This is a genomic window from Sphingomonas sp. GM_Shp_1 (genome assembly GCF_026540895.1).
Lineage (GTDB): Bacteria > Pseudomonadota > Alphaproteobacteria > Sphingomonadales > Sphingomonadaceae > Sphingomonas.
The window spans coordinates 67,696-91,431 of record NZ_JALNUR010000009.1; the positions used below are offsets into that span (position 1 = coordinate 67,696).

The 23,736-nt window shown below is 66.7% G+C and carries 29 protein-coding genes and 1 other RNA gene; 16 read left to right on the forward strand and 14 right to left on the reverse strand.

The features are described from left to right. Positions 1-29: 29 nt before the first annotated feature. Together rpsP and ffh are read right to left on the reverse strand one after the other, a co-directional pair. Entirely contained in the window at positions 30-416 is a 387-nt protein-coding gene (gene rpsP / locus OXQ33_RS07005) for a 30S ribosomal protein S16 (RefSeq protein ID WP_007404083.1), read from the reverse strand. Between the two features lie 57 nt (positions 417-473). Continuing rightward, complete coding sequence (gene ffh, locus OXQ33_RS07010) at positions 474-1,997, reverse strand: signal recognition particle protein (RefSeq protein WP_267433976.1); 1,524 nt, start codon at positions 1,995-1,997, stop codon at positions 474-476. Between the two features lie 261 nt (positions 1,998-2,258). Between ffh and OXQ33_RS07015 the strand changes: the two genes are divergently transcribed. Continuing rightward, positions 2,259-3,809 (forward strand): EAL domain-containing protein, encoded by a 1,551-nt coding sequence (locus OXQ33_RS07015; protein WP_267433977.1) that lies wholly within the window; start codon positions 2,259-2,261, stop codon positions 3,807-3,809. Here OXQ33_RS07015 and OXQ33_RS07020 read toward each other — a convergent pair. After that, positions 3,784-4,359 (reverse strand): DUF924 family protein, encoded by a 576-nt coding sequence (locus OXQ33_RS07020; protein ID WP_267433978.1) that lies wholly within the window; start codon positions 4,357-4,359, stop codon positions 3,784-3,786. The two genes, OXQ33_RS07015 and OXQ33_RS07020, sit on opposite strands and share 26 nt — an antisense overlap. Between OXQ33_RS07020 and mtaB the strand changes: the two genes are divergently transcribed. Genes mtaB through OXQ33_RS07035 form a run of 3 tightly spaced genes read left to right on the forward strand, consistent with a single transcriptional unit; the run spans position 4,358 to position 7,145 of the window. Beyond that, positions 4,358-5,602, forward strand: coding sequence for a tRNA (N(6)-L-threonylcarbamoyladenosine(37)-C(2))-methylthiotransferase MtaB (gene mtaB, locus OXQ33_RS07025; protein ID WP_267433979.1), 1,245 nt, complete (start codon positions 4,358-4,360; stop codon positions 5,600-5,602). The genes OXQ33_RS07020 and mtaB overlap by 2 nt on opposite strands. Next, positions 5,599-6,534 (forward strand): signal recognition particle-docking protein FtsY, encoded by a 936-nt coding sequence (ftsY, locus tag OXQ33_RS07030; protein ID WP_267433980.1) that lies wholly within the window; start codon positions 5,599-5,601, stop codon positions 6,532-6,534. Before mtaB ends, ftsY begins: the two co-directional genes overlap by 4 nt. Beyond that, complete coding sequence (locus tag OXQ33_RS07035; protein ID WP_267433981.1) at positions 6,531-7,145, forward strand: septation protein A; 615 nt, start codon at positions 6,531-6,533, stop codon at positions 7,143-7,145. Before ftsY ends, OXQ33_RS07035 begins: the two co-directional genes overlap by 4 nt. Before the next feature lie 147 nt (positions 7,146-7,292). On the opposite strand, the gene OXQ33_RS07040 is transcribed toward OXQ33_RS07035, so the two are convergent. Further along, positions 7,293-7,904, reverse strand: a complete 612-nt coding sequence (locus OXQ33_RS07040; RefSeq protein WP_267433982.1) for a superoxide dismutase — start codon at positions 7,902-7,904, stop codon at positions 7,293-7,295. 66 nt (positions 7,905-7,970) lie between these two features. Next, entirely contained in the window at positions 7,971-9,020 is a 1,050-nt protein-coding gene (gene pspF, locus OXQ33_RS07045) for a phage shock protein operon transcriptional activator (protein ID WP_267433983.1), read from the reverse strand. Between the two features lie 175 nt (positions 9,021-9,195). On the opposite strand from pspF, the gene OXQ33_RS07050 reads away from it, so the two are divergent. Genes OXQ33_RS07050 through OXQ33_RS07095 form a run of 10 tightly spaced genes read left to right on the forward strand, consistent with a single transcriptional unit; the run spans position 9,196 to position 13,044 of the window. Beyond that, positions 9,196-9,342, forward strand: coding sequence for a hypothetical protein (locus OXQ33_RS07050; RefSeq protein WP_267433984.1), 147 nt, complete (start codon positions 9,196-9,198; stop codon positions 9,340-9,342). A 31-nt stretch (positions 9,343-9,373) separates the two neighbouring features. After that, positions 9,374-10,042, forward strand: a complete 669-nt coding sequence (gene pspA / locus OXQ33_RS07055) for a phage shock protein PspA (protein ID WP_267433985.1) — start codon at positions 9,374-9,376, stop codon at positions 10,040-10,042. Between the two features lies 1 nt (position 10,043). Further along, positions 10,044-10,349 (forward strand): envelope stress response membrane protein PspB, encoded by a 306-nt coding sequence (gene pspB, locus OXQ33_RS07060; RefSeq protein ID WP_267433986.1) that lies wholly within the window; start codon positions 10,044-10,046, stop codon positions 10,347-10,349. Position 10,350: 1 nt separating this feature from the next. Further along, positions 10,351-10,734, forward strand: a complete 384-nt coding sequence (gene pspC, locus OXQ33_RS07065; RefSeq protein WP_267433987.1) for an envelope stress response membrane protein PspC — start codon at positions 10,351-10,353, stop codon at positions 10,732-10,734. 38 nt (positions 10,735-10,772) lie between these two features. After that, entirely contained in the window at positions 10,773-11,069 is a 297-nt protein-coding gene (locus tag OXQ33_RS07070; protein ID WP_267433988.1) for a hypothetical protein, read from the forward strand. 15 nt (positions 11,070-11,084) lie between these two features. Then, a complete protein-coding gene (locus OXQ33_RS07075; protein ID WP_267433989.1) occupies positions 11,085-11,372 on the forward strand; it encodes a hypothetical protein in 288 nt (95 codons plus the stop codon). Between the two features lie 28 nt (positions 11,373-11,400). Then, complete coding sequence (locus OXQ33_RS07080; RefSeq protein ID WP_267433990.1) at positions 11,401-11,658, forward strand: hypothetical protein; 258 nt, start codon at positions 11,401-11,403, stop codon at positions 11,656-11,658. Between the two features lie 33 nt (positions 11,659-11,691). Continuing rightward, the gene (locus OXQ33_RS07085; protein WP_267433991.1) at positions 11,692-11,931 is read left to right on the forward strand and encodes a hypothetical protein; all 240 of its coding nucleotides are present in this window, start codon (positions 11,692-11,694) and stop codon (positions 11,929-11,931) included. A gap of 2 nt (positions 11,932-11,933) precedes the next feature. Beyond that, positions 11,934-12,602: a hypothetical protein gene (locus OXQ33_RS07090; RefSeq protein ID WP_267433992.1), complete on the forward strand. Its 669-nt coding sequence runs from the start codon at positions 11,934-11,936 to the stop codon at positions 12,600-12,602. Positions 12,603-12,642: 40 nt separating this feature from the next. After that, on the forward strand, positions 12,643-13,044 hold the full coding sequence (locus OXQ33_RS07095; protein WP_267433993.1) for a SufE family protein: 402 nt from the start codon (positions 12,643-12,645) through the stop codon (positions 13,042-13,044). Between the two features lie 225 nt (positions 13,045-13,269). On the opposite strand, the gene OXQ33_RS07100 is transcribed toward OXQ33_RS07095, so the two are convergent. Next, the gene (locus OXQ33_RS07100) at positions 13,270-13,563 is read right to left on the reverse strand and encodes a (2Fe-2S) ferredoxin domain-containing protein (RefSeq protein ID WP_267433994.1); all 294 of its coding nucleotides are present in this window, start codon (positions 13,561-13,563) and stop codon (positions 13,270-13,272) included. Then, positions 13,560-14,099 carry a J domain-containing protein gene (locus OXQ33_RS07105; protein ID WP_267433995.1) on the reverse strand — a complete coding sequence of 180 codons (540 nt, stop codon included), beginning with the start codon at positions 14,097-14,099 and terminating at the stop codon, positions 13,560-13,562. Before OXQ33_RS07105 ends, OXQ33_RS07100 begins: the two co-directional genes overlap by 4 nt. Positions 14,100-14,285: 186 nt before the next feature. Here OXQ33_RS07105 and OXQ33_RS07110 point away from each other — a divergent pair, with 186 nt between their 5' ends. Together OXQ33_RS07110 and OXQ33_RS07115 are read left to right on the forward strand one after the other, a co-directional pair. Beyond that, positions 14,286-15,866 carry a SulP family inorganic anion transporter gene (locus tag OXQ33_RS07110; RefSeq protein ID WP_267433996.1) on the forward strand — a complete coding sequence of 527 codons (1,581 nt, stop codon included), beginning with the start codon at positions 14,286-14,288 and terminating at the stop codon, positions 15,864-15,866. Continuing rightward, positions 15,863-16,501 (forward strand): carbonic anhydrase, encoded by a 639-nt coding sequence (locus tag OXQ33_RS07115; protein WP_267433997.1) that lies wholly within the window; start codon positions 15,863-15,865, stop codon positions 16,499-16,501. The genes OXQ33_RS07110 and OXQ33_RS07115 overlap by 4 nt, the downstream gene beginning before the upstream one ends. Positions 16,502-17,201: 700 nt before the next feature. Here OXQ33_RS07115 and rnpB read toward each other — a convergent pair. From rnpB to OXQ33_RS07150, 7 genes are all read right to left on the reverse strand, one after another. Further along, positions 17,202-17,584, reverse strand: an RNA gene (rnpB, locus tag OXQ33_RS07120) — RNase P RNA component class A. 172 nt (positions 17,585-17,756) lie between these two features. Next, a complete protein-coding gene (locus OXQ33_RS07125) occupies positions 17,757-18,446 on the reverse strand; it encodes an N-acetylmuramoyl-L-alanine amidase (protein ID WP_267433998.1) in 690 nt (229 codons plus the stop codon). Positions 18,447-18,512: 66 nt separating this feature from the next. Continuing rightward, entirely contained in the window at positions 18,513-19,397 is an 885-nt protein-coding gene (locus OXQ33_RS07130) for a protein-glutamate O-methyltransferase CheR (RefSeq protein WP_267433999.1), read from the reverse strand. Positions 19,398-19,399: 2 nt separating this feature from the next. After that, positions 19,400-20,491: a chemotaxis-specific protein-glutamate methyltransferase CheB gene (gene cheB / locus OXQ33_RS07135; RefSeq protein ID WP_346015345.1), complete on the reverse strand. Its 1,092-nt coding sequence runs from the start codon at positions 20,489-20,491 to the stop codon at positions 19,400-19,402. Between the two features lie 14 nt (positions 20,492-20,505). Further along, on the reverse strand, positions 20,506-20,871 hold the full coding sequence (locus tag OXQ33_RS07140) for a response regulator (RefSeq protein WP_230481507.1): 366 nt from the start codon (positions 20,869-20,871) through the stop codon (positions 20,506-20,508). Between the two features lie 84 nt (positions 20,872-20,955). Then, positions 20,956-21,384 carry a chemotaxis protein CheW gene (locus OXQ33_RS07145; RefSeq protein WP_267434000.1) on the reverse strand — a complete coding sequence of 143 codons (429 nt, stop codon included), beginning with the start codon at positions 21,382-21,384 and terminating at the stop codon, positions 20,956-20,958. Beyond that, positions 21,381-23,708 carry an ATP-binding protein gene (locus OXQ33_RS07150; RefSeq protein WP_267434001.1) on the reverse strand — a complete coding sequence of 776 codons (2,328 nt, stop codon included), beginning with the start codon at positions 23,706-23,708 and terminating at the stop codon, positions 21,381-21,383. Before OXQ33_RS07150 ends, OXQ33_RS07145 begins: the two co-directional genes overlap by 4 nt. Positions 23,709-23,736 lie beyond the last annotated feature (28 nt).

The following is a 23,736-nucleotide window of genomic DNA, read 5'->3' on the forward strand; positions in this document are numbered from 1 at the left end:
GACCGGGCCCCGCACAGGGCGAGAAGCGATTACGCCTCGGCGGTTTCTTCGGCCGGAGCGTTGGCGGCTTCCTGAGCGGCCTTCAGCTTCTCGGCACGCTCTTCGGCGCGCTCGGTGGCCTTTTCGCCGGGCTTCGCCTTGTTCGGGTTGTTGCGAGCGGCGCGCTCACGGACACCGGCGGCGTCCAGGAAGCGGGCGACGCGGTCGGTCGGCTGCGCGCCATTGGCCAGCCAGTGCTTCGCGCGCTCGGCGTCGAGCTGCACGCGCTGGTCATTGTCCTTGGCGAGGAGCGGGTTGTAGTTGCCGATCTTCTCGATGAACTTGCCGTCGCGCGGCGCACGGGCGTCGGCCACCACGATGCGGTAGTAAGGGCGCTTCTTGGAGCCACCACGCGACAGACGAATGCTGAGAGCCATATTTCAGTCCTTGATGTAAAACGTTCAAAATCACCGGCATTCCGTCCGGCGCGGGGGTTATTTCTTCTTCAGGAGATTCTCGAAGCCGGGGGGCAGCTTGGGCATGCCGTCGGGCAGCTTGCCGCCGCCCGCGCCCATGCCGCCAAGGCCGGGAAGCCCGCCACCGCCGCCCGCCTTGTTGAGCATCTCGCCCATCTGCGGACCGCCCAGCGCATTGCCCAGGCCGCCGAGGCCGCCCTTGCCAAGCATGGACATCATCCCCTTGATGCCGCCCATCTTCTTGATCTTCTTCATCGCCGTGGACATTTCCTGATGCATCTTCAGGAGCTTGTTCACGTCTTGCACCGTGGTGCCCGAACCCTTGGCGATGCGGATCTTGCGCTTGGCGTTGATCAGCTCGGGCTTACCGCGCTCCTTGGGCGTCATCGAGGTGATGATCGCGTCCATGCGGAGCAGGATCTTGTCGCCCCCAGCATCGGCCAGCGCGTTCTGCGCCTTCTTCATGCCCGGCATCATCCCCGCCAGCGCACCTAGGCCACCCATGCGGCGCATCTGCTGAAGCTGGCCGCGCAGGTCGTCCATGTCGAACTGCCCCTTGGCCATCTTCTTGGCCATGCGCTCGGCGTCTTCCTGCTGGATCGACTCCGCCGCGCGTTCGACCAGGCTGACGACGTCGCCCATGCCGAGGATACGGCCCGCGACACGCTCCGGGTGGAAGGCCTCCAGCGCATCCATCTTTTCGCCGACGCCGGCGAACTTGATGGGCTTGCCGGTGACGGCGCGCATCGACAGCGCCGCACCGCCGCGCGCATCGCCGTCCATGCGGGTCAGCACCACGCCGGTCAGCGGCACCTGCTCCGAGAAGCTGGTTGCGACGTTCACCGCGTCCTGACCGGTCAGCGAGTCGACGACGAGCAGGATTTCCTGCGGCTGGGCGATCTCCGCCACCGCCTTCATCTCGTCCATCAGCGCCTGATCGACGTGCAGACGACCGGCGGTGTCGAGCATAAGGACGTCATAGCCCTGAAGCTTGGCGGCCTGCATCGCCCGGCGCGCGATCTCGACAGGCTGCTGCCCCTGGATGATCGGCAGGGTCGCGACCTCGACCTGGGTACCCAGTGTCGCCAACTGCTCCTGCGCCGCCGGGCGATTGACGTCGAGCGACGCCATCAGCACCTTCTTGCGATCGCGGCCCATCGCCCCGCTCGACAGCCGCTTGGCGATCTTGGCGGTGGTGGTGGTCTTGCCCGAGCCCTGAAGGCCGACCATCATCACGACGGCGGGCGGCGTGACGTCGAGCAACAGCTCGCTGGCATCCGCGCCCAGCATCGCGATCAGCGCGTCATGGACGATCTTGACAACCTGCTGACCCGGGGTGATCGAGCGCAGGACGTTCTGGCCGATCGCCTGTTCGGTGACCTTGTCGACGAAGTCGCGCGCGACAGGCAGAGCGACGTCGGCTTCGAGCAGCGCGACGCGCACCTCGCGCATCGCGGTGCGGACATCCGCCTCGGTCAGCGCGCCACGGCCGCGGAGGCGGTCGAATACGCCGCCAAGCCGATCGCTCAAGCTGTCGAACATCGCCTTACCTCGTCAAAACCCGGCCCGAAAGCCAACGACGTCCCGCCAAACGCAAAAGCGCCGGCGGGCGAAACCTCGCCGGCCAGCGTGCACCCTTGGGCGCTTCACTTTCACATTCCAAAACGGAACTTGGGGAGGGCTCTTATGGCAAAAGACCGCCCCGCGCAAGTCCGCCGCGCACCACGCAACTCGGCGCGGAGACGGGGCGGCAGGACGCGCCGTTAACGGCTTGTACATACCTCACATGCGACCCGTTTCTCCATGTCCGGGTCGCACGAGAACGATGCCAACACCGATGTTCCCGCACGCCTGCTCGGCGTCGCTGTGGCGGGCGGCACCTTCTTATTGGCCGCTGCTATCCTGTTGATCGAGCTTGGATTCGATCTGCCTGCCAAGCTGTTGCTCTTTACCGCCGCGACCGCGTCCACCGTCGTCTACTGGCGCTTGCCCGCGCTTCAACTGCGCCGCCGGGCGACTCCTGACCAGCGCGATCCGCTGACCGGGCTGGTCAACCGACGTTTCTTCCATGACAGCGGGCAGGCGATGATCGACGCAATGCAGCGTCGCAAGCGCGGCGTCGCCCTGCTGCTGCTCGACATCGACCGGTTCCGCGCCTTCGCCGGGTCGTTCGGCCATGAGGCCGGGGACAGCCTGCTTCAGCATGTCGCCAAGACGATCCGCGCCGAGGCCCCGTCCGAGGCGATCGTCGCGCGGTTCGAGAGCGACTGCTTCGGCTGCCTCCTGTCCTTCGACCCGCGTGCGCGCGACCGGATCGACCGGCTGGCGGATCGGCTCGCCATCCGCCTGGGCCAACCCATCCGCTTCGCCGATCAGGAATTCGCACCGCGCACCGCCATCGCCCTGACCCGGATCGAACATGGCGAGGCGACCATCGACCAGTTGGTCCACCAGGCCGATCTGGCGCTGATCACCGCCAAGACGCGCGGCGACGGCAAGCCCCTGTGGTTCGAGCCCGCGATGGAAGACGCGATGGCCGAGCGCAACGTCATCATCACCGATCTGCGCGCCGCCCTGGCGGAAAGCCAGATCCGCCCCCGCTTCCAGCCGCAGGTCGATCTGGGGACCGGACGCCTGACCGGTTTCGAGGTATCCGGCCATTGGGAGCATCCGACCCTGGGCCCGATCGCCGCCGATCGCTTCCTGCCGGTGGCGGAGGCATGCGGGCTGTCGGGCGACGTGACGCTCAGCCTGATGCGACAGGCGATGGCGGGTGCGCGCGACTGGGACCCGTCGATCATCCTGTCGGTGCCGATGGTCGCGTCGCAGTTTCAGGATGCGTGGCTGGCGCAGAAGATCATCAAGACGCTGACCGAGTGCGGCTTTCCGGCGCATCGTCTGGAGATCGAGATCACCGAGAATGCGCTGTTCGCCAATCTGGCGCTCGCGCAGTCGATCGTCACCAGCCTGAAGAACCAGGGGATCGCCCTGGCGCTCGACCATTTCGGCAGCGGCCAGTCCAGCCTGGCGCATCTGCGCGTCCTGCCCTTCGACCGCGTGCGGATCGATCCCGATTTCATCCGCAACATGAGCGCCGACCCGGATTGCAGCGCGATCGTGTCGGCGATCGTCCAACTGGGCGACAATCTGCACCTGCCGATCGCCGCCAAGGGCCTGCGCGACGCGGAGACGGAGGCGCGGCTGCGCGAGATCGGCTGTTCGCACGGACAGGGACCGCTCTACGGCCCGATGCTGGACCTGGCACAGGTGCGCCAGATGCTGGCCGAAAAGCGGCTGCTGGCGGGTGCGGCCGCCCCCGCCGCGCCGTTCACCAGCCCGCGTCTGGCCGGCTGAGATAGGCGCGCTCCGCCTCGGTCGATGCCCGGCCGAGCGCTTCGTTGCGGCTGGGATACCGACCATAAAGGCGGATGACCTCGCGGTGTTCGCGGGCGAAGGACAGATTGTCCTCGCGGCCCAGCTCGGCGAACTTGGCGACGCTCAGGTCCTGCATCGCGCGCGACTCGGCATGCATCAGCGGCATATAGACAAAGGCCAGCCGCTCAGGCGGATAGCGATCCTCCCACCCCGCATCGATCGCCGTCAGGCACAGGTCGAGCGCCAGCGGATCGGCGGCAAAGGCCTGTGCCGAGCTGCGATGCAGGTTGCGCGAAAACTGGTCGAGCAACAGGATCGCCGCCAGCAGCGTGTCGGGATCGTCGCGCCAGCCGATCGCCTCGGTCGCCAGCACCTGTTCGCGAAGAACGCCGAACCGCTCCGCGATCACCCGGTCCAGCGCCTCGTCCTTGGCGAAATGCTTTTCGGGGGGCAGACCGAACCAGAAGTCGAGAATGTCCTGCGTCTCCGCGTGGACACGTCGTTCATCCATCCCTAGATCGGCGGTCATGTCGTCCCTTCCTGGGCCCGAGATCATCAGTCTGGGCTGTCGCCTCAACATCGCCGAGAGCGAAACGATCCGCGCGCTGGCCGCCGGGCGGGAGGACATGGTCGTCGTCAATAGCTGTGCCGTGACCAACGAGGCGGTCAAGCAGACCCGCGCCGCGATCCGCCGCGTCGCCCGGGCGCGACCCGACGCGCATATCGTGGTCACGGGCTGCGCGGCGCAGATCGACCCGGCCAGCTTCGCTGCCATGCCCGAAGTGGCGCGCGTGCTGGGCAATGCCGACAAGCTGCGGCCCGAAAGCTGGGCCTCCGCCGAACCGATGCTGGTCGCCGACCTGTCGCGCGTGGTGGAAACCGCGCCGCATCTGGCATCGGCCTTTGCCGGTCATGCACGGGCGTTCGTCGAGGTGCAGAATGGCTGCGACCATGCCTGCACCTTCTGCATCATCCCGACCGGGCGCGGACCCAGTCGATCGGTGCCCGCCGGGCTCGTCATCGAACGGATCGCGCGGGCGGTCGAACTGGGGCACCGCGAGGTCGTGCTGACCGGTGTCGACCTGACCAGCTATGGCCATGACCTGCCGGGCCAGCCCAGCCTGGGCTTGCTGGTCGAGCGTATCCTGACCCATGTCCCCACCCTGCCCCGGCTGCGGCTGTCCTCGCTCGACTCGATCGAGATCGACGACCGGCTGTTCGAGCTGGTGACCGGCGAGGCGCGGGTGATGCCGCATCTCCATCTCTCGCTCCAGGCGGGCAACGACCTGATCCTGAAGCGGATGAAACGACGCCACAGCCGCGCGCAATCGGTCGCCATCGTCGAGCGGCTGCTGACCGCCCGGCCCGAGATCGCGATCGGCGCGGACCTGATCGCGGGCTTCCCGACCGAGGACGAGGCAATGGCGGCGGACACGCTGGCGCTGATCGACGATTGCCAGATCGTCCATGCCCACATCTTTCCCTATTCGGCCCGCACCGGCACCCCCGCCGCGCGGATGCCGCAGGTGCCGCATCCCATCCGCCGCGAACGCGCCGCCAGACTTCGCGAAGCCGCCGCGCGTCGCCGCCGCGACTGGCTGGAGCGCCAAGTCGGCCAGACCCGCGACATACTGGTCGAGCGGCCCGGCACGCGCGGCCATGCGCCCGACTTCGCCGACATTCATTTTTCCCCCACCGCCGAACCGGGCCGCATCGCCCGCGTTCGGGTCACGGGGGCGACCGAAACCCATCTGATCGGACAATTGGCATGAGTTCTTCCTCCTCCTGGCACGACAAGCTGCTCGGCGGTTTCCGTCGCACCTCGGACCGGCTGGTCGGCAATCTGGCGGGCCTCGGCACCGCACGGCTCGACGCGGACACGCTGGACGAGATCGAGGAAGCGCTGATCGCCTCCGACCTCGGCCCCGAAACGGCGGGCCATATCCGTACGCGGCTGGCCGAAGGCAGCTTCGAGCGGAACATGGAGGAACTGGGCATCCGCCTGGTCGTCGCCGAAGAGGTGGAGAAGGCGCTGGCCAAGGTTGCCACCCCGCTGGAGATCGACGCCTTTCCCCGGCCGCAGGTGATCCTGGTCATCGGCGTCAACGGATCGGGCAAGACGACGACCATCGCCAAGCTGGCGCATCTGTTCATGGAGCAGGATTACGGCGTGATGCTGGCGGCGGGCGACACCTTCCGCGCCGCCGCCATCGGCCAGCTCGCCACCTGGGCCGAGCGGGTCGGCGTGCCGATCGTCTCGGGCAAGGAAGGCGGCGACGCGGCGGGCATCGTCTATGAGGCGGTGAAGCAGGCGACCGCGACCGGTATCGATGTGCTGATCGTCGACACCGCCGGACGCCTTCAGAACAAGCGCGAGTTGATGGACGAGCTGTCCAAGATCCGTCGCGTACTTGGCCGCCTGAACCCGGAGGCGCCGCATGACATCCTACTGGTGCTCGACGCCACCACCGGCCAGAACGCCCTCAACCAGATCGAGGTGTTCAAGGACGTGGCGGGCGTCACCGGTCTGGTCATGACCAAGCTGGACGGCACCGCACGTGGCGGCGTGCTGGTCGCGGCGGCGGAGAAATACGGCCTGCCCATCCACGCCATCGGTGTCGGCGAGGGCATGACCGACCTGCGCCCCTTCGACGCGAACGAGGTCAGCCGGATCATCGCCGGGATCGAGGGAGGCCGCAAATGAGTGCGCAACAGAAAGAAGCGAGTGCGGCGCTGAAGGTCGGGATCGAATATGGTCCGCTGATCCTGTTCTTCGCGGTCAATTTCCTGGCGCCCATGGGTCCGCTGACCCGCGTGCTGGTCGCGACCGGCGTCTTCATGGCGGCGACCGTGGTGTCGATGATCGTCAGCCGGATGAAGCTGGGGCGCATCTCGCCGATGCTGTGGATGTCGGGGATCCTGGTCGTCGTGTTCGGCGGCCTGACCCTGTATTTCCACGACGAGCGCTTCATCAAGATGAAGCCGACCATCGTCTATGCGATGTTCTCCGCGCTGCTGTTCTTCGGGCTGGCGACCGGGCGACCGTTGATCCAGCTGGTGCTGGGCAGCGTCTATTCGGGGCTGACGCCGGAGGGGTGGCGCAAGCTGACCCGCAACTGGGCGATCTTCTTCGCGCTGATGGCGGTGCTGAACGAGGCGGTGTGGCGCAACTCGACCTGGGATTTCTGGGTCGGGTTCAAGCTGTGGGGCGCGATGCCGCTGACCCTGGGCTTCGCGATCGCCAATATCCCGATGCTGATGAAGCATGGGCTGAATGCCGATGAGGCGAAGGTGGAAGACCCACCGGTGGAGTGACGAGCCGTCGCCCCAGCGAGGGCTGGGGCCTTTCGCAATGGCGCTTGCCCCTGGTCGGAGATCCCAGCCTTCGCTGGGATGACGAAGTGAAAAGGGCGGCCCCACACGGAGCCGCCCTTCCCCTATCCAAACCGGATCAGCGCGAAGTTACGCGACCGCCGCCTCGTACCGGCGACCGGCCTCGTCCCAGTTCACCACGTCCCACCAGGCCTTCAGATAGCCCGGACGGTCGTTCATATAGGTCAAGTAATAGGCGTGCTCCCACACGTCGTTACCCAGGATCGGCGTGCCCTTGTCGGCGACGACGTCCATCAGGGGGTTGTCCTGGTTCGGGGTCGAAGTGACCTTCAGCTTGCCCTCGGCATCCGCGATCACCCAGGCCCAGCCGGAACCGAACTGGCCCGCGCCCTTGGTGTTGAACTCGTCCTTCAGCTTGTCGAGACCGCCGAACGCCTCAATGGCTTCGGCCAGCTTGCCCGAGGGCTGGGTCGTGCCGGGCTTGGTCATGATCTTCCAGAAGAAGTCATGGTTCCAGAAACCGCCGCCATTGTTGCGGACGACCGCCGGGGCCGACGAGATATTGGCCAGGATATCCTCGATCGACTTGCCCTGGAGCGAGGCATCCGCCTCGACCGCTTCGTTCAGCTTGTTGGTATAGGCCGCATGATGCTTGTCGTGGTGGAAGGTCATCGTCTCCTTGGAGATGACCGGCTCCAGCGCGTCATAGTCGTACGGAAGGGGCGGCAGTTCGAAAGCCATCGTAATTGCTCCTTTGGGGTTTGCCTGTGGCAACGCCGGACGCCCCAAATGGCTCCCCGAACGCGGTTACGCAACCGTTCCGATCAGATCGTGGCGGCGAAGCGCGTGACGAAGCTGGTCATAGCTCAGCCCCAGCGCCTCGGCGGTCGTCCGCTGGTTGAAGCGGTTCTCGGCCAGCGCCTTGGTCAGCAGTTCGCGCTCGAACCGGGCGACGCGCGACTTGAAATCGGACGGCCCGACGTCGCAGGCCGCGACCTCATCGCCGTCATGCGTCGGCTCGGACGCTGATGAGGCTGCGCCCGGCTGTTCGCTTTTCGCGGCGGCGGGCGACTGGCCTTGCGGGCGATAGGGCGAGCGGAAGGGGTCGATCTCGATGCTGTCCACCGGCCCTTCCCGGTCCCAGCGATAGACCGCGCGCTCGACCACGTTGCGCAATTCGCGGACATTGCCGGGCCAGCGATGCTCCATCAACGCATCGGTCGCGGCGGGGCCGAAGCCGGGCCAGTCCTGCCACCCGATCTCCGCCGCCATGCGCCGCCCGAAATGATTGGCCAGCAGCATGATGTCGCTCTTGCGCGCCCGCAGCGGCGGCAGCGTCACCACCTCGAAACACAGCCGGTCGAGCAGGTCGGCGCGGAATTGGTGCGCCGCGACCTTGTCGGGCAGATGCTCGTTGGTCGCCGCGACGATGCGGACATCGACACGCAGCGGACGTGACGAGCCGATCCGCGTCACCTCGCCATATTCGACCGCGCGAAGCAGCCGATCCTGCGCCGCCATCGACAGCGTGCCCAGCTCGTCAAGGAACAAGGTCCCGCCATTAGCTTCCTCGAACCGCCCCGCCCGCGCCTTGGTCGCGCCAGTAAACGCGCCCGCCTCATGGCCGAACAGCTCCGCCTCGATCAGCGTTTCGGGAAGTGCCGCGCAATTCATGATGACCAGCGGCTGGTCCCACCGCGCGCTCAACCGGTGGAGGCGTTCGGCGACCAGTTCCTTGCCGGTCCCCCGCTCGCCGATGACCAGCACGGGCCGGTCGAGCGCGGCCGCACGGCTGGCGCGTTCCAGCGTGTCCAGAAAGGCCCCTGACTGGCCGATGACCTGACTCGTCCGCTCCATTCCCAACAGGTGGCGGATTTTCCCAAGGCTTGGCAAGGGCGCAATCGTTCGCCCACCGCAACTATTTCACAAATCACTGTATTTGCTGGATTTTTTGAATTGGCACGCCTCCTGCAAGGCTTCCGGCATCCCGCCGATGAGCGGACCGAAACATAAAATTCAGGGAGTTTTCACCATGTTCGCCACCAACCTGACCCGCCAGATCGCCGCCATCGCCTGCACCGTCGTGATGAGCGCCACCTGCCTGATGGGCGCCCTCGCCCCCGCGCATGTCGCCACCACCGCGGCCCCGGTTGCAGCGATCGAGGCTCCGGTCGCATAATCCCCGAATAGCCGCCATCAAGGAGTATCCGATGGGCATTTTCTCCCGCACCCGCGACATCGTCGCCGCCAATTTCGCCGACCTGCTGGACAAGGCGGAAGACCCCGCGAAGATGATCCGCATGATCATCCTCGAAATGGAGGAGACGCTTGTCGAGGTGCGCGCCTCCGCCGCCCGCACGATCGCCGACCAGAAGGAAATCCGCCGCCACATCGCCAAGCTGGACCAGTTGCAGGACAGCTGGACCGAAAAGGCCGAGCTGGCGCTGTCGAAGGACCGCGAGGACCTGGCCAAGGCCGCGCTGATCGAGCGCCAGAAGGCCGCCGACATGGCCGACCAGTTGAAGGCCGAAGTCCAGGTGCTCGACGATGCGCTACGCGCCTCGGAAGAGGACATCGCCAAGCTGCAGAACAAGCTGCGCGAGGCGCGGACCAAGCAGAATGCGGTCCAGACCCGTCTGGAAAGCGCCAACAACCGCTATCGCCTGCGCGAGATGTGGAACGGCCCGAAGACCCACGACGCGTTCAGCCGCTTCGACATGCTGGAGCGCAAGGTGGACGAGGCCGAGGGCCGCGCGGAAGCGCTGGGCCTGGGTGCCAATCCCAAGACGCTGGAAGACGAGATCGCCGAACTGCGTGCGTCCGACCGGGTCGATGCCGAACTCGCCGCGCTCAAGGCGCGCCTGAACAAGGGGGAGTGAGATGGAGGATATCATCACCCCCGGCATCGCGATCACCACGCTGTTCATCGCCCTGCCCTGGCTGATCCTGCACTATGTCACCAAATGGAAGCAGGCGCCCAAGATCACCCATGAGGACGAGCAGTTGCTCGACGAGCTTCACCTGCTCGCCCGCCGCCTGGAGGACCGGGTGAACACGGTCGAACGGATCGTCGCCGCCGACAATCCCGACTTCAAACCCGGCCTGTCGCAGCCCGAATGGCGCCCGGAAGGTCGCCCCGAGAGCCGCTTGTCCCGAACCGACTACAGCCTCGATCGGAGGAATTGAGATGACCGCCAGCCGCACCAATTTCTACCTCGACAAGCAGAATGCCAAGTTCAAGGGCGTCTGCTCCGGCATCGCCGACTATACCGGCGTCGATGTGATGTGGGTCCGCGTCGCCGCGGTCCTGCTGACCATCACCGGGGTCGGCATGCCCTGGATCCCGGTCGCCTATATGCTGATCGCCTGGATGGCCAATGCCAAGCCGATCGACCTGTATCAGTCGGACGAGGACGCCAAATTCTGGCAGGGCGTACGCAGCAACCCGCGCCGCTCGACCGCCGAGGTCCGCTCGAAGTTCCGCGATCTCGACCGTCGCCTCGCCGATATCGAGCTGCATTATACCAGCCGCAACCGCCAACTGGCCGACGAGATCGACAGCCTGCGCTGATCGCCCGGCCGACATAAATCTGAAGGGGAGTAAGGACCATGTCTTGGGGAGGACCCGGTTTTGTCCTGGCGATCATCGCGATGTCGACGATCGGTTGGGTGATCACCACCTGGATCCGTGCGAAGCACGGCTACAGCCTGGAAAATGAATGGGGCGGCATGGTCGTCAAGGGCGACGTCGCCGAGGCCCGCAAGGTCGAACTGCTGACCGCCGAGAACCAGAAGCTGGTCGGCCAGGTCTCTCGACTGGAAGAGCGGATCGCGGTGCTCGAGCGCATCGCCACCGACCCCGCCGAGCGGACCGCGCGCGAAATCGACGCGCTGCGCAATCGCTGATCCCGGAGAGATAGGATGAACAATATCGCTCTTCTGATCCCGATCATGGGCATCAGCTGCGGCCTGGTCGCGATCATCGGCGGCGTCTTCGTCCGGCCCTGGTTCGCTTACCGCGAAAAGCGGCTGGCCACCGAAGCCTCGATGGTCGCGGAAAAGGCGGCGCAATATGCTGCCCAGACCGAGCGGCTGGAGCAGCGGGTCCGGGTGCTGGAGCGGATCATCACCGATCGCGGCCTGGCGCTCAGCGACGAAATCGACAGCCTGCGTGTGCCGGGCGAAGCGCCCGCCCGCATCGAGCACTGACACGAGATTCTAGAGGGGAGTTACCGCTATGTCCGGCGGACAGTTCATGGTCGTCATGATCGTCGCGATCGTCATGATCGCCAGCATCTTCAAGGCGAAGCATCGCCGCTCGCCCGGCCTCGACATGATCGAGCATCTGCGTGGCGAGGGCAGCCGCGACACCCAGGCGCTGCGCGCCGAGGTTCAGCAGTTGAAGGACCGCATCCAGGTGCTGGAGCGCGTCATCACCGACCAGCACAAGAGCATCGACCTCGACCGCGAGATCGAGCGTCTGCGCGACCGTTAAGCCAACCATTGATACGGACAGGGAGCCCGGATCATGACCGACACCAATCTCTATATCGTCATCGCGACCGCCGGCCTGGCCGGCCTGGCGATGATCGTCACCGCCGGCCTGGCGGGGTGGCGCGGATGGTTGCAGCTGAAAAGCCGCGAATATGACCGCAGCCACGACATGCCCTACCCGCCCGCCACGTCGGCGGCGGCGCGGATCGAAATGGCCGATCTGAAGGAGCGCATCCGCAAGCTCGAAGCCATCGCCGCCGGGGTGGACCTGTAACCATGGCGCGCTTCGCCCGCCTTCGCCGATGGACGGCCCGGATCGCCTGTGGCGGCGCGGTCGTCATCGCCGGGGTGGTGCATGTCCCCGCCGCACTCGCCTTTCCCTATCGCGCCGATTTCGGGTCGACCACGGTGTTGTCCGAGCAGCCGATCGACCGGGCAGCGATGGGCCGGGTGCTGGCCCGCGCCGACGGACTGCTGGCGACGAGCCCGCTCTACCGGACGGGACTGTCACGGCAGGTGGTGCTGACCGATGGCGGCTGGCGCTGGGACGTGCTGTCGATCGGCGCGCGGAACGCGATCGCCTTTCGCCGCCCCTTCGCCCATGCGCTGATCTTCAACCGCAGTTCGGTCGCGGCGGACCGGGTGACCAACGGCGCGCCGCTGGGCGGGGTGCGCACGCTGTCGGGCACCATCGCGCATGAGACGACCCATCGGCTGGTCGCCGACCATATCGGCGAATGGGCGGCCCTTCGCCTGCCCGCCTGGAAGCGCGAAGGCTATCCCGACTATGTCGCGGGCGAGACCAGCATCCACCCCGGCGACGAGGCGCTGATCCGCAGGCTCGATCCGACCGCGCCGGTGCTGACCTATTATGAAGGCCGCCGCCGCGTCGGCGCCGAACTGGCGCGCAACGGCGGATCGGTGGACGCGCTGCTCAAGGACTGACCGGTTGTCGTGGCGCGCGAACAACGGTAGCGCGGGGCCCATGTCCGACCTTGCCGAAATCCGCGACGAATATGAATTTCTCGACGCCGACGATCGCTATCGCCTGCTGATCGACCTCGGCCGCGCGCTGGAGCCGATGCCCGAGGCGCTGAAGACCGATGCGACTTTGGTGCGCGGGTGTTCGGCGTCGGTCTGGGTCTATCCGACCAAGGGGGATGGCGAAGGGCTGCACTTCCTTGCGGACTCGAATGCGGCGATCACCAAGGGGATCATAGCGCTGGTCCTGAAGACGGTGCAGGACAAGACACCGGCCGAGATCCTAGCGACCGATATCGAGGGCGAACTCGCGCCCTTCGATCTGAAGAACCAGTTGAGCTCGAACCGGACGCAGGGGATTCCGAATATGATCGCGCTGATTCGGGAGACGGCGGGGCGGTATTGATTTGTGGGTTGGGTCTCGGTGAGACCCCTTTGCCCTCCCCCATCCCCTCCCGCCTGCGGGAGGGGTGTGGTTGGTGGAGAGGACGGGTTTCGTCGATCGAACGCTGTCCCGGTTGGCTGACCGAATCTGAATAGCCATACCGCCCGCCTCTGGCCGCTCCCCTCCCGCAGGCGGGAGGGGATGGGGGAGGGCTCGGGGTTTCACCGAGCCCCACCTATAAGATCATCACCCCCGCCCCAACCGCGCGGCGATCGCCTCGACATCCTCATCCGGCGTCACGACCAGCCATTCCCCCGGCCGTCGCCCATCCACCAGAGTCACCGCATTCTTCGGGCACAGCCCCAGGCATTTCGTCTCGATCACCCCGACCGACGCCTTGCGCCCCTTGCCGAACATCCGCCTGAGCGCCTTGGCCAGCGAGGTCTTGCCCTTCGGCCCGAACCCGCCGCCCACCTTCTTCGAGCATTTGCCGCAGACCAGGACCGTCGCTTCCCATTCCGCCTTGGCGCGGCGGATCATTCGGGTTTCCAGCTCCGCCGTTCCTCGGCGGCGCGCAGGACTTCATAGGCCGCCTGAACCTGCTGGAACTTGGTCGCCGCTTCGGGGTCGTTGGGGCGGATGTCGGGATGGTTCGCCTTGGCCAGCCCCCGCCAGGTCGCGCGGATCAAGTCGAACTCGGCATCCGGCTCCAGCCCCAGCGCGTCGAGCGCACGCATCTCGTCGCGCGAGCGGGTGCCGTCGCCCGGCCCCGCCCAGGCCTGATGCTTGGACTGGGCATAACCGGCGCTGGTGCGCCGCTCCGACGCCTCGCGCGCGGCGGCTTCCTCTGCGCTCAGGCCCTGAAAATAATCCCAGCCGCGATTATATTCGGCGGCGTGGGTCTCGCAGAAATACCAGCGGTCGGGGCTGTTGGGCGATTTGGGGGCCGGGCAATTGCCGGGCTGGTCGCAGCCATGCCGGTCGCAGATGCGCACGGGCTTGGCCTCCCGCGCCGCGCCATAGCTGCGCCAGCGAGGAAAGCCCCAGTCATTGGATCGGGTAGTAGAACGCGCCACGCCGCTCGATTTAAGCGACTTGCGCGCAGGCGCAAGCATCCAGGCGAATGCTTTCCATCATCGACCGCCGAAATGGCCGATGGAAACGCTTGACCGGTCGCCAGCACCTAAGTCATGAATTATACGTCATCATATAGTCATGTCCGTTGCGGACATATGCGGACAAGAGAGCAGTCAGGAGCTGCCATGGCCCAAAGTCGTTCCTTCCTCGCCACCGCAAGAGCGGATGTGCCGGCCTCGATCGTGGTGGCGCTGGTCGCCTTGCCGCTATGTCTGGGCGTCGCGGTCGCATCGGGCGCCCCGCCCTTCGCGGGCATGATCGCCGGGATCGCGGGCGGCCTGGTCGTCGGTTTCCTGTCCAAGTCGCCATTGTCGGTCGCCGGGCCCGCCGCGGGCCTGACCGTCATCGTGTTCGAGGCGATCGAGCGGCTGCCCAGTTTTCAGGTGTTCCTGCTGGCGGTGACGCTGGCGGGCGTCCTCCAGCTCGCCTTCTCCTTCACCCGCGCGGGCGTGCTGGCCGAGTTCGTGCCCTCCTCGGTCATCACCGGCATGCTGGCGGCCATCGGGCTGATCCTGATCCTGAAGCAGATTCCGCACGCCATCGGCTATGACGGCGATTTCGAGGGCAGCTTCGAATATGCCAGCCGGGCGGGCGGCAACACCTTCACCGACCTTTGGTCCAGCGTCAGCCAGGATATCGCGCCCGGCGCAGTGCTGATCGGCGCGATCTCGCTCGCCTTCCTGTTCTGGTGGGATCATGCCAAGCCCAAGCAGGGCCCGTTGCGCCTGCTGCCCGGCCCGCTGGTCGTCGTCGTGATCGGCGTGGTCGGCAACATGATCCTGGGCGCCATCCGGCCCGAGTGGCAACTGGTGGGCAGCCATCTGGTCCAGGTGCCGGTGGCCGGCAGCCCGTCCGAGTTCATCGGCCAGTTCCAGCTTCCCGACTTCTCGGCGATCGGCATGGGCGCGGTGTGGACCACGGCGATCACGCTCGCCATCGTCGCCAGCCTGGAATCGCTGCTCAGCGTCAAGGCGGTCGACGAACTCGACCCGCGCCGCCGCACCACCGACAAGAACCGGGAGTTGATGGCGCAGGGCGGCGGCAACATCGTCTCGGGTCTGCTCGGCGGCCTGCCCGTCACCTCGGTCATCGTCCGCTCCTCGGCCAATGTCGATGCGGGCGCGGAGAGCAAGCTGTCGACCATGCTGCACGCCACCTGGCTGCTGCTGTCGGTCGCGCTGATCCCGGTGGTGCTGAACCAGATTCCGCTGGCCGCACTGGCCGCCGTGCTGATCGCCACCGGCTACAAGCTGTGCAAGCCCAAGCTGTTCGCCGAGCGCTACAAGCAGGGTTGGAGCCAGTTCATCCCGTTCATCGTCACCATCCTGGCGATCCTGCGCACCGACCTGCTGATCGGGATCGTGGTCGGGCTGGTCGTCGGCTTCGTCTTCGTGGTGGCGCGCAACTTCCGCCCCGCGCTGACCTTCGCCTGCGATGGCGAGGATTGCCTGATCCGGGCGCGGCGCAACCTGTACTTCATCCACAAATATGAGCTGCAGAAATCATTGGCCAAGGTGCCGGACAATTCCAATCTGCTGATCGACCTGTCCTCCACCTCCTATGTCGATCTGGACAATGTCGACATCATCAATGCCTTCATCAAGGGTGCCGATTTCCGCGGGATCACCGTGATCGTGCGCGGCGATATCGCCGAGCGGACCGCCCCCCTCATCAATGCCCCATCGACCGGAGTGCGCTACGCATGAGGGAATATAAGCAGCTCCTGCTCGCCAATAAGGCCTGGGCGACCGAACTCCTCGAGGAGAAGGCCGACTTCTTCCAGCGCCAGACGGCGGGGCAGAAGCCCGATTTCCTGTGGATCGGCTGTTCCGACAGCCGGGTGACGCCCGAGCAGCTGACCATGACCCCGCCGGGCGGCATGTTCCTGCATCGCAACATCGCCAACCTGGTCCATGACGACGACCTGAACCTGTTGTCGGTCGTGCAATATGCGGTCGACGTGCTGAAGGTCCGCCATGTCATCCTGTGCGGCCATCATGGTTGTGGCGGGGTGTTGGCGACGCTGGAGGGCGGGACGGAAGGACCGCTCGACCGGTGGCTGACCAATGCCCGCGACGTGCTGCACCGCCATCAGGACGAGATCGACGCCCAGCCGGATCAGGCCGCCAAGGTCAACCGGCTGGTCGAGGTGAACGTCATGGAACAGCTCCGCCACCTCGCCCGGCTGGATACCATCCAGAAGGCGTTCGCGGAAAAGCGCGAACTATGGCTGCACGGCTGGGTCTACGACATTCGCGACGGGCATATCAAAACCCTGCTGGAGATCGATGCGACCACCGATCTCGACGGACTGGCGCGGCCGGACAAGGTGCTGGTCTAGGGCGGGTCGGCATTCATCTTCGCGTGATGAATATGTTCGCGCGGAGGCGCGGAGGGCGCAGAGATGGTGTGCTTGAGGCAGCGGCAGTCCTTTTTGTCATCCGACGCTTAGAGCGGGATGACATCAGGTTGATCCACCCCTCCCCTTCAGGGGAGGGGCCGGGGGTGGGGCGCTTCCACAAACGCGGTGCCTGCGGAGATGCCCCACCCCAACCCCTCCCCTGAAGGGGAGGGGCTCGGCTCGGGTCGACTCCATGTCATCCTGCTCTGGTAAAGCGCGCTGCCGCGCGAACATGATTCCTCTGCGTCCTCCGCGCCTCTGCGCGCAAAGAACCGTCGGCGTCCTCACTTGTATGCTTGACTCGATGGACTTTGATCTGGCCTCAGTCGGATCGACATTCATGCTACTCCTTTTTCCCTCTCCCCTGGATAGGGGAGAGGGTTAGCGGAGCTTGCCAGCCTGCTGGCTAGCGCAGCTTGGGTGAGGGGTCGAGCGAGCCACAGGCTCGCGCGCTCTTCGAGCGCACACCCCTCACCCAGCTCCGACTAAGCCTTTGCTTTCGCAAAGACCAAGTCTGCGCAACCCTCTCCCCTCAGAGAGGGGCGAGGGAAAAGAAGGGCATATCTGCCGGACTGGGGGCAGCTTATCACCGGTCAGTGATCCGTTATCGCCCCGTCGCCGCCGGTCGGCGGGACGGTCATCAGCCAGAGGGCCTGTAAGCCGGGTTCTGTCCACCGGCCAAAGCCGGATGGGCGACCATTCTTCTAGGACGATGCTCGCACATCGCCTCAAGCAACCAACCCGGATGGCGGGCGGGAACACGCCCCGACGCTTGGCAGCGCCATGCCATCCCTATTCGGTCTTGCTCCCGGTGGGGTTTGCCATGCCGTTCCCGTTACCGGGACCGCGGTGCGCTTTTACCGCACCCTTTCACCCTGACCTGGCCGAAGCCGTGGCCGTCTGCTCTCTGTGGCACTGTCCCTGGGGTCACCCCCGCCGGGCGTTACCCGGCACCGTCGTTCCGTGGAGCCCGGACTTTCCTCGCCCCCGGTTTCCCGAGGCCGCGGCCGCCCGGCCCTCTGACTGCTGGGCGATGTAGACGGATTGCTGGGGAGGGCAAGGGGTTTGTGGGGTTCGGACGGTTGGGGCGGTTGGGGCGTGGCCTTCGACTTCGCTCAGGCTGAACGGATTTCAGTATCCGGCTCCTCGCTCCGTTCAGGCTGAGCGAAGTCGAAGCCTACGCCCCGCCCTCCCCTCAATCATCCCCCTGCGGACGCGGCAACAACAAGGCCAGCAGGATCATCCGGCACTCCGCATCGATCTCGCCATCGATCAGTTCGGGGCGGAAGCGCCGCTGGAACGCCATGATCGCCGCCATCCGGTCGGTCACGTCATAGCCGAACCGCTCCAGCGCCAGGCAGAAGCCCGCCTCGGTCCACATCGGGTCCATCAGATTCTTGGTCGGGCGCGGCAGGGCCAGACGTCGCCGGGCCAGCGCGCCCCAGGGGAACAGCTCGCCCGGGTCGCGCTTGCGGGCGGGGGCGATATCGGAATGGCCGACGATATTGCCGCGCGTGATGCCATGGCGCTTCTGGATGTCGGCGACCAGTTCCATCACCGCCGCGATCTGTTCGTCGGGAAAGGGACGATAGCCCCAGTCATGGCCGGGATTGACGATCTCGATCCCGATGCTCGCCGAATTCACATCCTCGATCGAACGCCAGTGCGAGCGTCCGGCATGCCAGGCCCGGTTCTCCTCATCGACCAGGCGCAGGACGGTGCCGTCCTCGGTGACGAGATAGTGGCAGGATACCTTGGCCTCCGGGTCGCATAGCCGCGCGATGGCGGACTCGGCATCCTGCATTCCCGTATAGTGCAATACGATCATCGTGATGGGCAGGGTTCGCGCGTCGAAATTGGGTGACGGCGTTTCGACGATCGTCATGCAACCTCCTGAACGACCTCCGTTCGCCGCCCCTGTTAGCGGCATCGCGGTCGCAAGGATACGCCCTCATGCGCGGCGAAGGGGATCGTCCGCGACACATTTCTCATACACCCCGCGCCCGACGGGAGCGAGTTGGAACAGGTCGGTCTGGCCGATCACCGTCTCGCCCGCGCCCAGGATCAATCCGGCGGAGGGGCGCATCGCATCGGCGATGGTCTGGAAGGCGCGCCGCTTGGGCTCGGGGGCGAGATAGAGCATGACGTTTCGGCACAGCACCAGATCGAACGGGCCGCCCGGCGCGGGGTCGGACGCCAGGTTCATCTGGCGAAAGCTGATATGGCGCAGCAATTCGGGCCGGACGACCCATTCATTGCCGGGCCGCCCCTCGAACCAGTGGACCATCTGGCGGATCGGCAGGCCGCGCTGCACCTCGAACTGGGTGAAGCAGCCGCTCCGCGCCCGGGCCAGCGCCGCTTCGGATACGTCGGTCGCGACGATTTCGGGCACCGCCATGCCCGATGCCTGGTGACGTTCGGCAAAGAGCATCGCGATCGACAGCGGCTCCTGCCCCGACGAGCAGCCCGCGCTCCAGATACGGGGTCGCCGGCCGGTGCGCTCCACCTCCGCGACGATCGCCAGGACATGATCGAACACCTGCGGGTCGCGGAAGAAGGACGTCTCGCCATTGACCAGCGCATCGACCACGCGGCCCGCCAGCGAGGGATCCCGGCCGTCGAGTACGGCGGAGACCAGTTGGTCGAGCGTATCGAAATGCCGTTCGCGCATCAGCGGCAGCAACACCGTATCGACCCGCGTGGAGCGATGGCTGACGATCTGCTGCCCGGTCCGCGCCTCCAACAGGGCGGCCAGCACGGCCAGCGCCTGTCCGGATGCGGCGGGGTGCGTCGCGGAACGCTCGGCAAGGGCGGGAGGGCAGAGAACAGCCGGCATGGTCAGGCCATCGCCCCGGTGATGATCATCGTGCCGATCGCACCGGGCGGCATGATGAAGTCGGCCAGATCGTTGGACACGACCGCCCCCGGCATGCCCCAGACGACCGAACTGTCACGGTCCTGTGCGATGATCGTACCCCCTGCCGCCTTCAACACGCGCGCCCCTTCCATGCCGTCGCGCCCCATGCCCGTCAGGACGATCCCCCAGGCGCGGGTTCCCCAGACCTCCGCGATGGAGGCGAACATCGGATCGACCGAGGGCAGGCAGCCGCTGCTCGCCCGGTCGTGTCGCAAGCGGATAGCGGCGCCGCCATCGGCCAGCGGGATGAAGGTGATGTGCGCATCGCCCGGTGCGACGATGATCCGGCCCGGCCGCACGCGCATCCGGTCCTCCGCCACGTCGCAGGGACGGCGCGCGACGGCGGTCAGTTGCGCCGCGAAAAAGGGCATGAACGAGGCCGGGAGATGCTGCGTCACGACGATCGGCACCGTCATCGTGGCGGGAAGCGGCGCCAGCAATTGCGCCAGCGCATGGATACCGCCGGTCGACGCGCCGATCGCGATGATCTCCGGCCGGGCATGACCGATGGGCAGCAACGGTACGCTGGGCAGTGGCGCGGCACGCTCATCGGACAGCGCCAACGCATCGAGCTTGTGGAGCAAAGCCTGGGCGAAGTCGGACAGCCCCTGCGGCCGGGGCTTGACCAGTGTGTCGGCCGCGCCGTGCGCCAGCGCCTGCACCGCCGCCGCGCCACCGGTCGGGGTGGAGGAGGATACGATGATGATTCGCGCCCCCTGCCCCGCCGCCAACAGGCTGGGCAAGGCGGTGATCCCGTCCATCCCCGGCATCGCGACGTCGAGCAGGATGATATCGGCGCGATCGGACGCCAGAAAGGCGAGCGCGGCGTCGACATGGCTGACCGCGCCGACCACCGCGAACCGGGCGTGCGGCTCGATCTGACGGGCGATCAGGGCGCGCGCGACGGCGGAATCGTCGACGATCAGGATGCGCGTCGGCCCCGCACGCTCGATGAGGGGGAAGGCCCCTGGCGCGGCGGGCGGCACCATGCCGCTATGATCCCCAGGCGCCATCGAATTCGCCGGGGTCAGATCATGCCGACGAGCTGGAGCTTGCTTTCCAGCGTGTCGCGGTCGAACGGCTTCATGATATATTCGTCCGCCCCGGCATCGATCGCCGCGCGGATATGCGCCATACCGTTTTCGGTCGTGCAGAAGACGATGCGCGGACGCTGCGGCAGATTGGCCTCGCGCAGGGCGCGCAGGAAATCCATGCCGCTCATCACCGGCATGTTCCAGTCGAGCAGGATGACGTCGGGCACCGATTCCAGGCACGCCTCCAGCGCCTCGCGACCGTCCCCGGCCTCGCGCACCTGAAGGTCCAGCGTTTCCAATATGTGCCGGGCAACCTTTCGGATCACCTTGGAGTCATCGACCACGAGACAGGTTTTCATGCGGCACGCCTTGCTACTACTGCGGTCCAGCCGGGACCCAGGCGATGTTGATAGCGATCGAAAGGTAACAGGTGGGTTAATCCGCTATGCCAGGATGGGCGTGGGATGCGGGACCAGCCGTGACAGGTCGAGGATCAGCAACGGCTCGCCCTCGCGCACGACCATGCCGTTCGCCGCGCGCGACCAGGCGCCGCCGCCGGGCGGGGCATGCGGCATCGGGCTGGTCTCGAACGTCTCGATATCCTCCAGCGCGTCGACCAGCATCGCGTAATAATGGCCGTCCTGCCGGGTGATGACCGCGCGGCGGACATGCGGCGGCATCGGCTCCAGCCCCAGCGCGCGCCGGGTGTCGACCACCGTGACGACCCGGCTGCGCAGCGCGGTCAGCCCCCGGACGGAGGGCTCAGCGCGGGGCACCGCCACGACATCGCCGATATCGACCACCGAGTCGACCTGATCGGCGTCGAAGACGACACCCTGCCCGGCGATGCTGGCGATCAGGAACAGGGTCATCGGCCATCTCCACGTCGGGCATGGCCCGCCACCGCCGCGATCAGCGCGGAGCGGTCGTAACGATAGATACTGTCGGGGTCGGCGGCCATGTCCCGCTCCCGCCGCAACCGGACCACGGGCGCCCCCGAAGCCTCGCCCGGCGCCGCATCGTCCTCCATCATCAGTCGCACGGCGGGCGCTTCGTCCTTGGGCGGTTGCAGGACGCAGCGATAGCCGTTCGCCTCCAGCACCGGGCGCAGGAACCGATCCATCCACGCCGCCCCCGCCCCATCGAGCAGGCAGAGCGGCGAACGCGCCCCCTCCCCGACGGGTGCGGTGTCGAGGAATAGCGCGAGCGGATCGAGGATCTCGATCGGTCGCCCATCGCACACCGCGATCCCCAATATCGGCCCCGTACCGGCGGCGGGGGCGATCTCGGCGGGCAGTTGAATGATCTCCAGCGCGCCGCGAATCGCATAGGCGCATTCGGTCTCGCCATCGGTCAGGCGGATCACCTCGACCTCGCCGCCCGACGCCAGGTCGGTCGGGGCGACCGCGTCGCTATGGTGAAGCGCGATCGTCGTCTCGCCCACCACCAGTCGGACCCTTCCGCCCAGATGGTGCACGGCATCGGCGGCGACCTTTTCGACCCGGTCGATCGCGCCCAGCGGAATGGCGCGGTGCATGCCGTCCAGATCCTCGAACAACAGGGCGGGAGCGTCCGCTTCCTCCTCGACCTCGGCGACGGCGGCGATCGCCGCGCGGTGGAAGCGCAAGCCCGCCGCCTGCGCCAGTCCGCCGCCGTCGAGCAACAGCATCGGCAGGCCGCTGTCGGGCAGGGTCTGTCCGGCATAGAGTCCGGTCGCCATCACGGCGGGCGCGGCGGGCTTCACCACCACTTCCTCGGTATCGAGCACATCGTCGACGCCCAGCGCATAGTCGCCGTCGCGGGTCGCGATGATCACCAATGTCGCCGGATCGCCCTGCCCCAGTTCCAGAAACGGCCCCAGCGGCAGCATGGGCAGGCGACGCCCACGCACCGTGGCGATGCGAATGTCACCGACGGGGTCGATCCGCACCTGATCCCCCCGAACCTTCACGATCTCCTCGATCGTCTGGCGCGCGATGCCGAAGCGCTGGTCGCCGACCGACACGACGATGGTCGACATGATCGAGAGGGTAAGGGGCACCTGAACCGTGATGGTCAGCCCCTGCCCCGGCCGGTTGTCGAGCGCGACGCGACCGCCGACATGCTCGATATTGGCATGGACCACGTCCATCCCGACCCCGCGACCCGAGGTGGCGGACACGGTGTCGCGGCTCGACAGGCCGGGCTCGAAGATCAGCTTCAGCTTTTCCGCCGGGGTCATCGCGGCCACCTCGGCGGCGGTGCGGCGTTCGCTCGCCACCGCCTTGGCCGCGATGCGCGCGACGTCGATCCCGGCGCCGTCATCCTCGACCTCGATCAGGATCTGGTTGCCCGACTGGCGCGCGCTGACCCGGATCTGGCCGGTCGGCGGCTTGCCCAGCCGGCGGCGTTCGGCCGGCGGCTCGATGCCATGGTCGATCGCGTTGCGGATGATATGGACCATCGGGTCGCGCATCATCTCGATCATCTCGCGGTCCAGCTCGACATCCGCGCCGTCGATACGCAGCGCCACCGCCTTGCCCAGTTCCGCCGCCACGTCGCGCACCATGCGCGGCAGCGCGGAGAACAGGCCGTCGACGGTCTGCATCCGGCTGCGCGTCACGGTATCGCGCATGTCGGCGACGGTCAGCGACAGCCGGTCCAGCGCCGCCTCGACGCGCGGGTCGAGCACATCGTCGCGAAGCCGCCGCGCCAGTTCGTTGCGGGCAAGCACCATGTCCGACATGCCGCTCATCATCCGGTCGAGCAGATCGACGTTCAGCCGCACGCTGCGCGGCGCGATGCGCGGCGCAGCGACGGCGCGCGCCACCGGGGCGACCAGTGCGATCGTCTTCTGCGACAGCGCCTCGATCAGCGCGACATCGTCCGAATCGTCATGGGGCGTGCCCGCCGCGATCGCCTCGACGATCGCGCCGATCCGGTCGACGATCGCCAGCACGGCATCGACCAGCGCGGTGTCCGGCACCCGCTCGCCATCGCGCACGGCGGCCAGCACATCCTCCGCCGCATGGCTTAGCCGGGCCAGGCGCGGCAGGTCGAGAAAGCCGCAGCTTCCCTTCACGGTATGGACAAAGCGGAAGATCGCATCCAGCCGCGCCCGGTCGGCGGGGGCGGCCTCCCACGCGACGATCTCGCCGGAGAGCGCCTCCAGCGTTTCGCGAGTCTCGGCAATGAATTCCTGCAGCAGGTCGTCCATAAATCCCCGAGGGAGCGAAAATGACGCT

Excerpts from the sequence above, each read along its gene's own strand:
- OXQ33_RS07090 (WP_267433992.1), top strand. The coding sequence starts at position 11,934 with ATGGCGCGCTTCGCCCGCCTTCGCCGATGGACGGCCCGGATCGCCTGT.
- OXQ33_RS07150 (WP_267434001.1), bottom strand. The coding sequence starts at position 23,708 with ATGGACGACCTGCTGCAGGAATTCATTGCCGAGACTCGCGAAACGCTG.
- ffh (WP_267433976.1), bottom strand. The coding sequence starts at position 1,997 with ATGTTCGACAGCTTGAGCGATCGGCTTGGCGGCGTATTCGACCGCCTC.
- pspC (WP_267433987.1), top strand. The coding sequence starts at position 10,351 with ATGACCGCCAGCCGCACCAATTTCTACCTCGACAAGCAGAATGCCAAG.
- OXQ33_RS07095 (WP_267433993.1), top strand. The coding sequence starts at position 12,643 with ATGTCCGACCTTGCCGAAATCCGCGACGAATATGAATTTCTCGACGCC.
- rpsP (WP_007404083.1), bottom strand. The coding sequence starts at position 416 with ATGGCTCTCAGCATTCGTCTGTCGCGTGGTGGCTCCAAGAAGCGCCCT.
- pspB (WP_267433986.1), top strand. The coding sequence starts at position 10,044 with ATGGAGGATATCATCACCCCCGGCATCGCGATCACCACGCTGTTCATC.
- ftsY (WP_267433980.1), top strand. The coding sequence starts at position 5,599 with ATGAGTTCTTCCTCCTCCTGGCACGACAAGCTGCTCGGCGGTTTCCGT.
- cheB (WP_346015345.1), bottom strand. The coding sequence starts at position 20,491 with ATGGCGCCTGGGGATCATAGCGGCATGGTGCCGCCCGCCGCGCCAGGG.
- OXQ33_RS07020 (WP_267433978.1), bottom strand. The coding sequence starts at position 4,359 with ATGACCGCCGATCTAGGGATGGATGAACGACGTGTCCACGCGGAGACG.
- OXQ33_RS07115 (WP_267433997.1), top strand. The coding sequence starts at position 15,863 with ATGAGGGAATATAAGCAGCTCCTGCTCGCCAATAAGGCCTGGGCGACC.
- OXQ33_RS07100 (WP_267433994.1), bottom strand. The coding sequence starts at position 13,563 with ATGATCCGCCGCGCCAAGGCGGAATGGGAAGCGACGGTCCTGGTCTGC.
- OXQ33_RS07040 (WP_267433982.1), bottom strand. The coding sequence starts at position 7,904 with ATGGCTTTCGAACTGCCGCCCCTTCCGTACGACTATGACGCGCTGGAG.
- OXQ33_RS07075 (WP_267433989.1), top strand. The coding sequence starts at position 11,085 with ATGAACAATATCGCTCTTCTGATCCCGATCATGGGCATCAGCTGCGGC.
- OXQ33_RS07110 (WP_267433996.1), top strand. The coding sequence starts at position 14,286 with ATGGCCCAAAGTCGTTCCTTCCTCGCCACCGCAAGAGCGGATGTGCCG.
- mtaB (WP_267433979.1), top strand. The coding sequence starts at position 4,358 with ATGTCGTCCCTTCCTGGGCCCGAGATCATCAGTCTGGGCTGTCGCCTC.
- OXQ33_RS07125 (WP_267433998.1), bottom strand. The coding sequence starts at position 18,446 with ATGACGATCGTCGAAACGCCGTCACCCAATTTCGACGCGCGAACCCTG.
- pspF (WP_267433983.1), bottom strand. The coding sequence starts at position 9,020 with ATGGAGCGGACGAGTCAGGTCATCGGCCAGTCAGGGGCCTTTCTGGAC.
- OXQ33_RS07145 (WP_267434000.1), bottom strand. The coding sequence starts at position 21,384 with ATGACCCTGTTCCTGATCGCCAGCATCGCCGGGCAGGGTGTCGTCTTC.
- OXQ33_RS07070 (WP_267433988.1), top strand. The coding sequence starts at position 10,773 with ATGTCTTGGGGAGGACCCGGTTTTGTCCTGGCGATCATCGCGATGTCG.
- OXQ33_RS07050 (WP_267433984.1), top strand. The coding sequence starts at position 9,196 with ATGTTCGCCACCAACCTGACCCGCCAGATCGCCGCCATCGCCTGCACC.
- OXQ33_RS07085 (WP_267433991.1), top strand. The coding sequence starts at position 11,692 with ATGACCGACACCAATCTCTATATCGTCATCGCGACCGCCGGCCTGGCC.
- OXQ33_RS07015 (WP_267433977.1), top strand. The coding sequence starts at position 2,259 with ATGTCCGGGTCGCACGAGAACGATGCCAACACCGATGTTCCCGCACGC.
- OXQ33_RS07140 (WP_230481507.1), bottom strand. The coding sequence starts at position 20,871 with ATGAAAACCTGTCTCGTGGTCGATGACTCCAAGGTGATCCGAAAGGTT.
- OXQ33_RS07130 (WP_267433999.1), bottom strand. The coding sequence starts at position 19,397 with ATGCCGGCTGTTCTCTGCCCTCCCGCCCTTGCCGAGCGTTCCGCGACG.
- pspA (WP_267433985.1), top strand. The coding sequence starts at position 9,374 with ATGGGCATTTTCTCCCGCACCCGCGACATCGTCGCCGCCAATTTCGCC.
- OXQ33_RS07035 (WP_267433981.1), top strand. The coding sequence starts at position 6,531 with ATGAGTGCGCAACAGAAAGAAGCGAGTGCGGCGCTGAAGGTCGGGATC.
- OXQ33_RS07080 (WP_267433990.1), top strand. The coding sequence starts at position 11,401 with ATGTCCGGCGGACAGTTCATGGTCGTCATGATCGTCGCGATCGTCATG.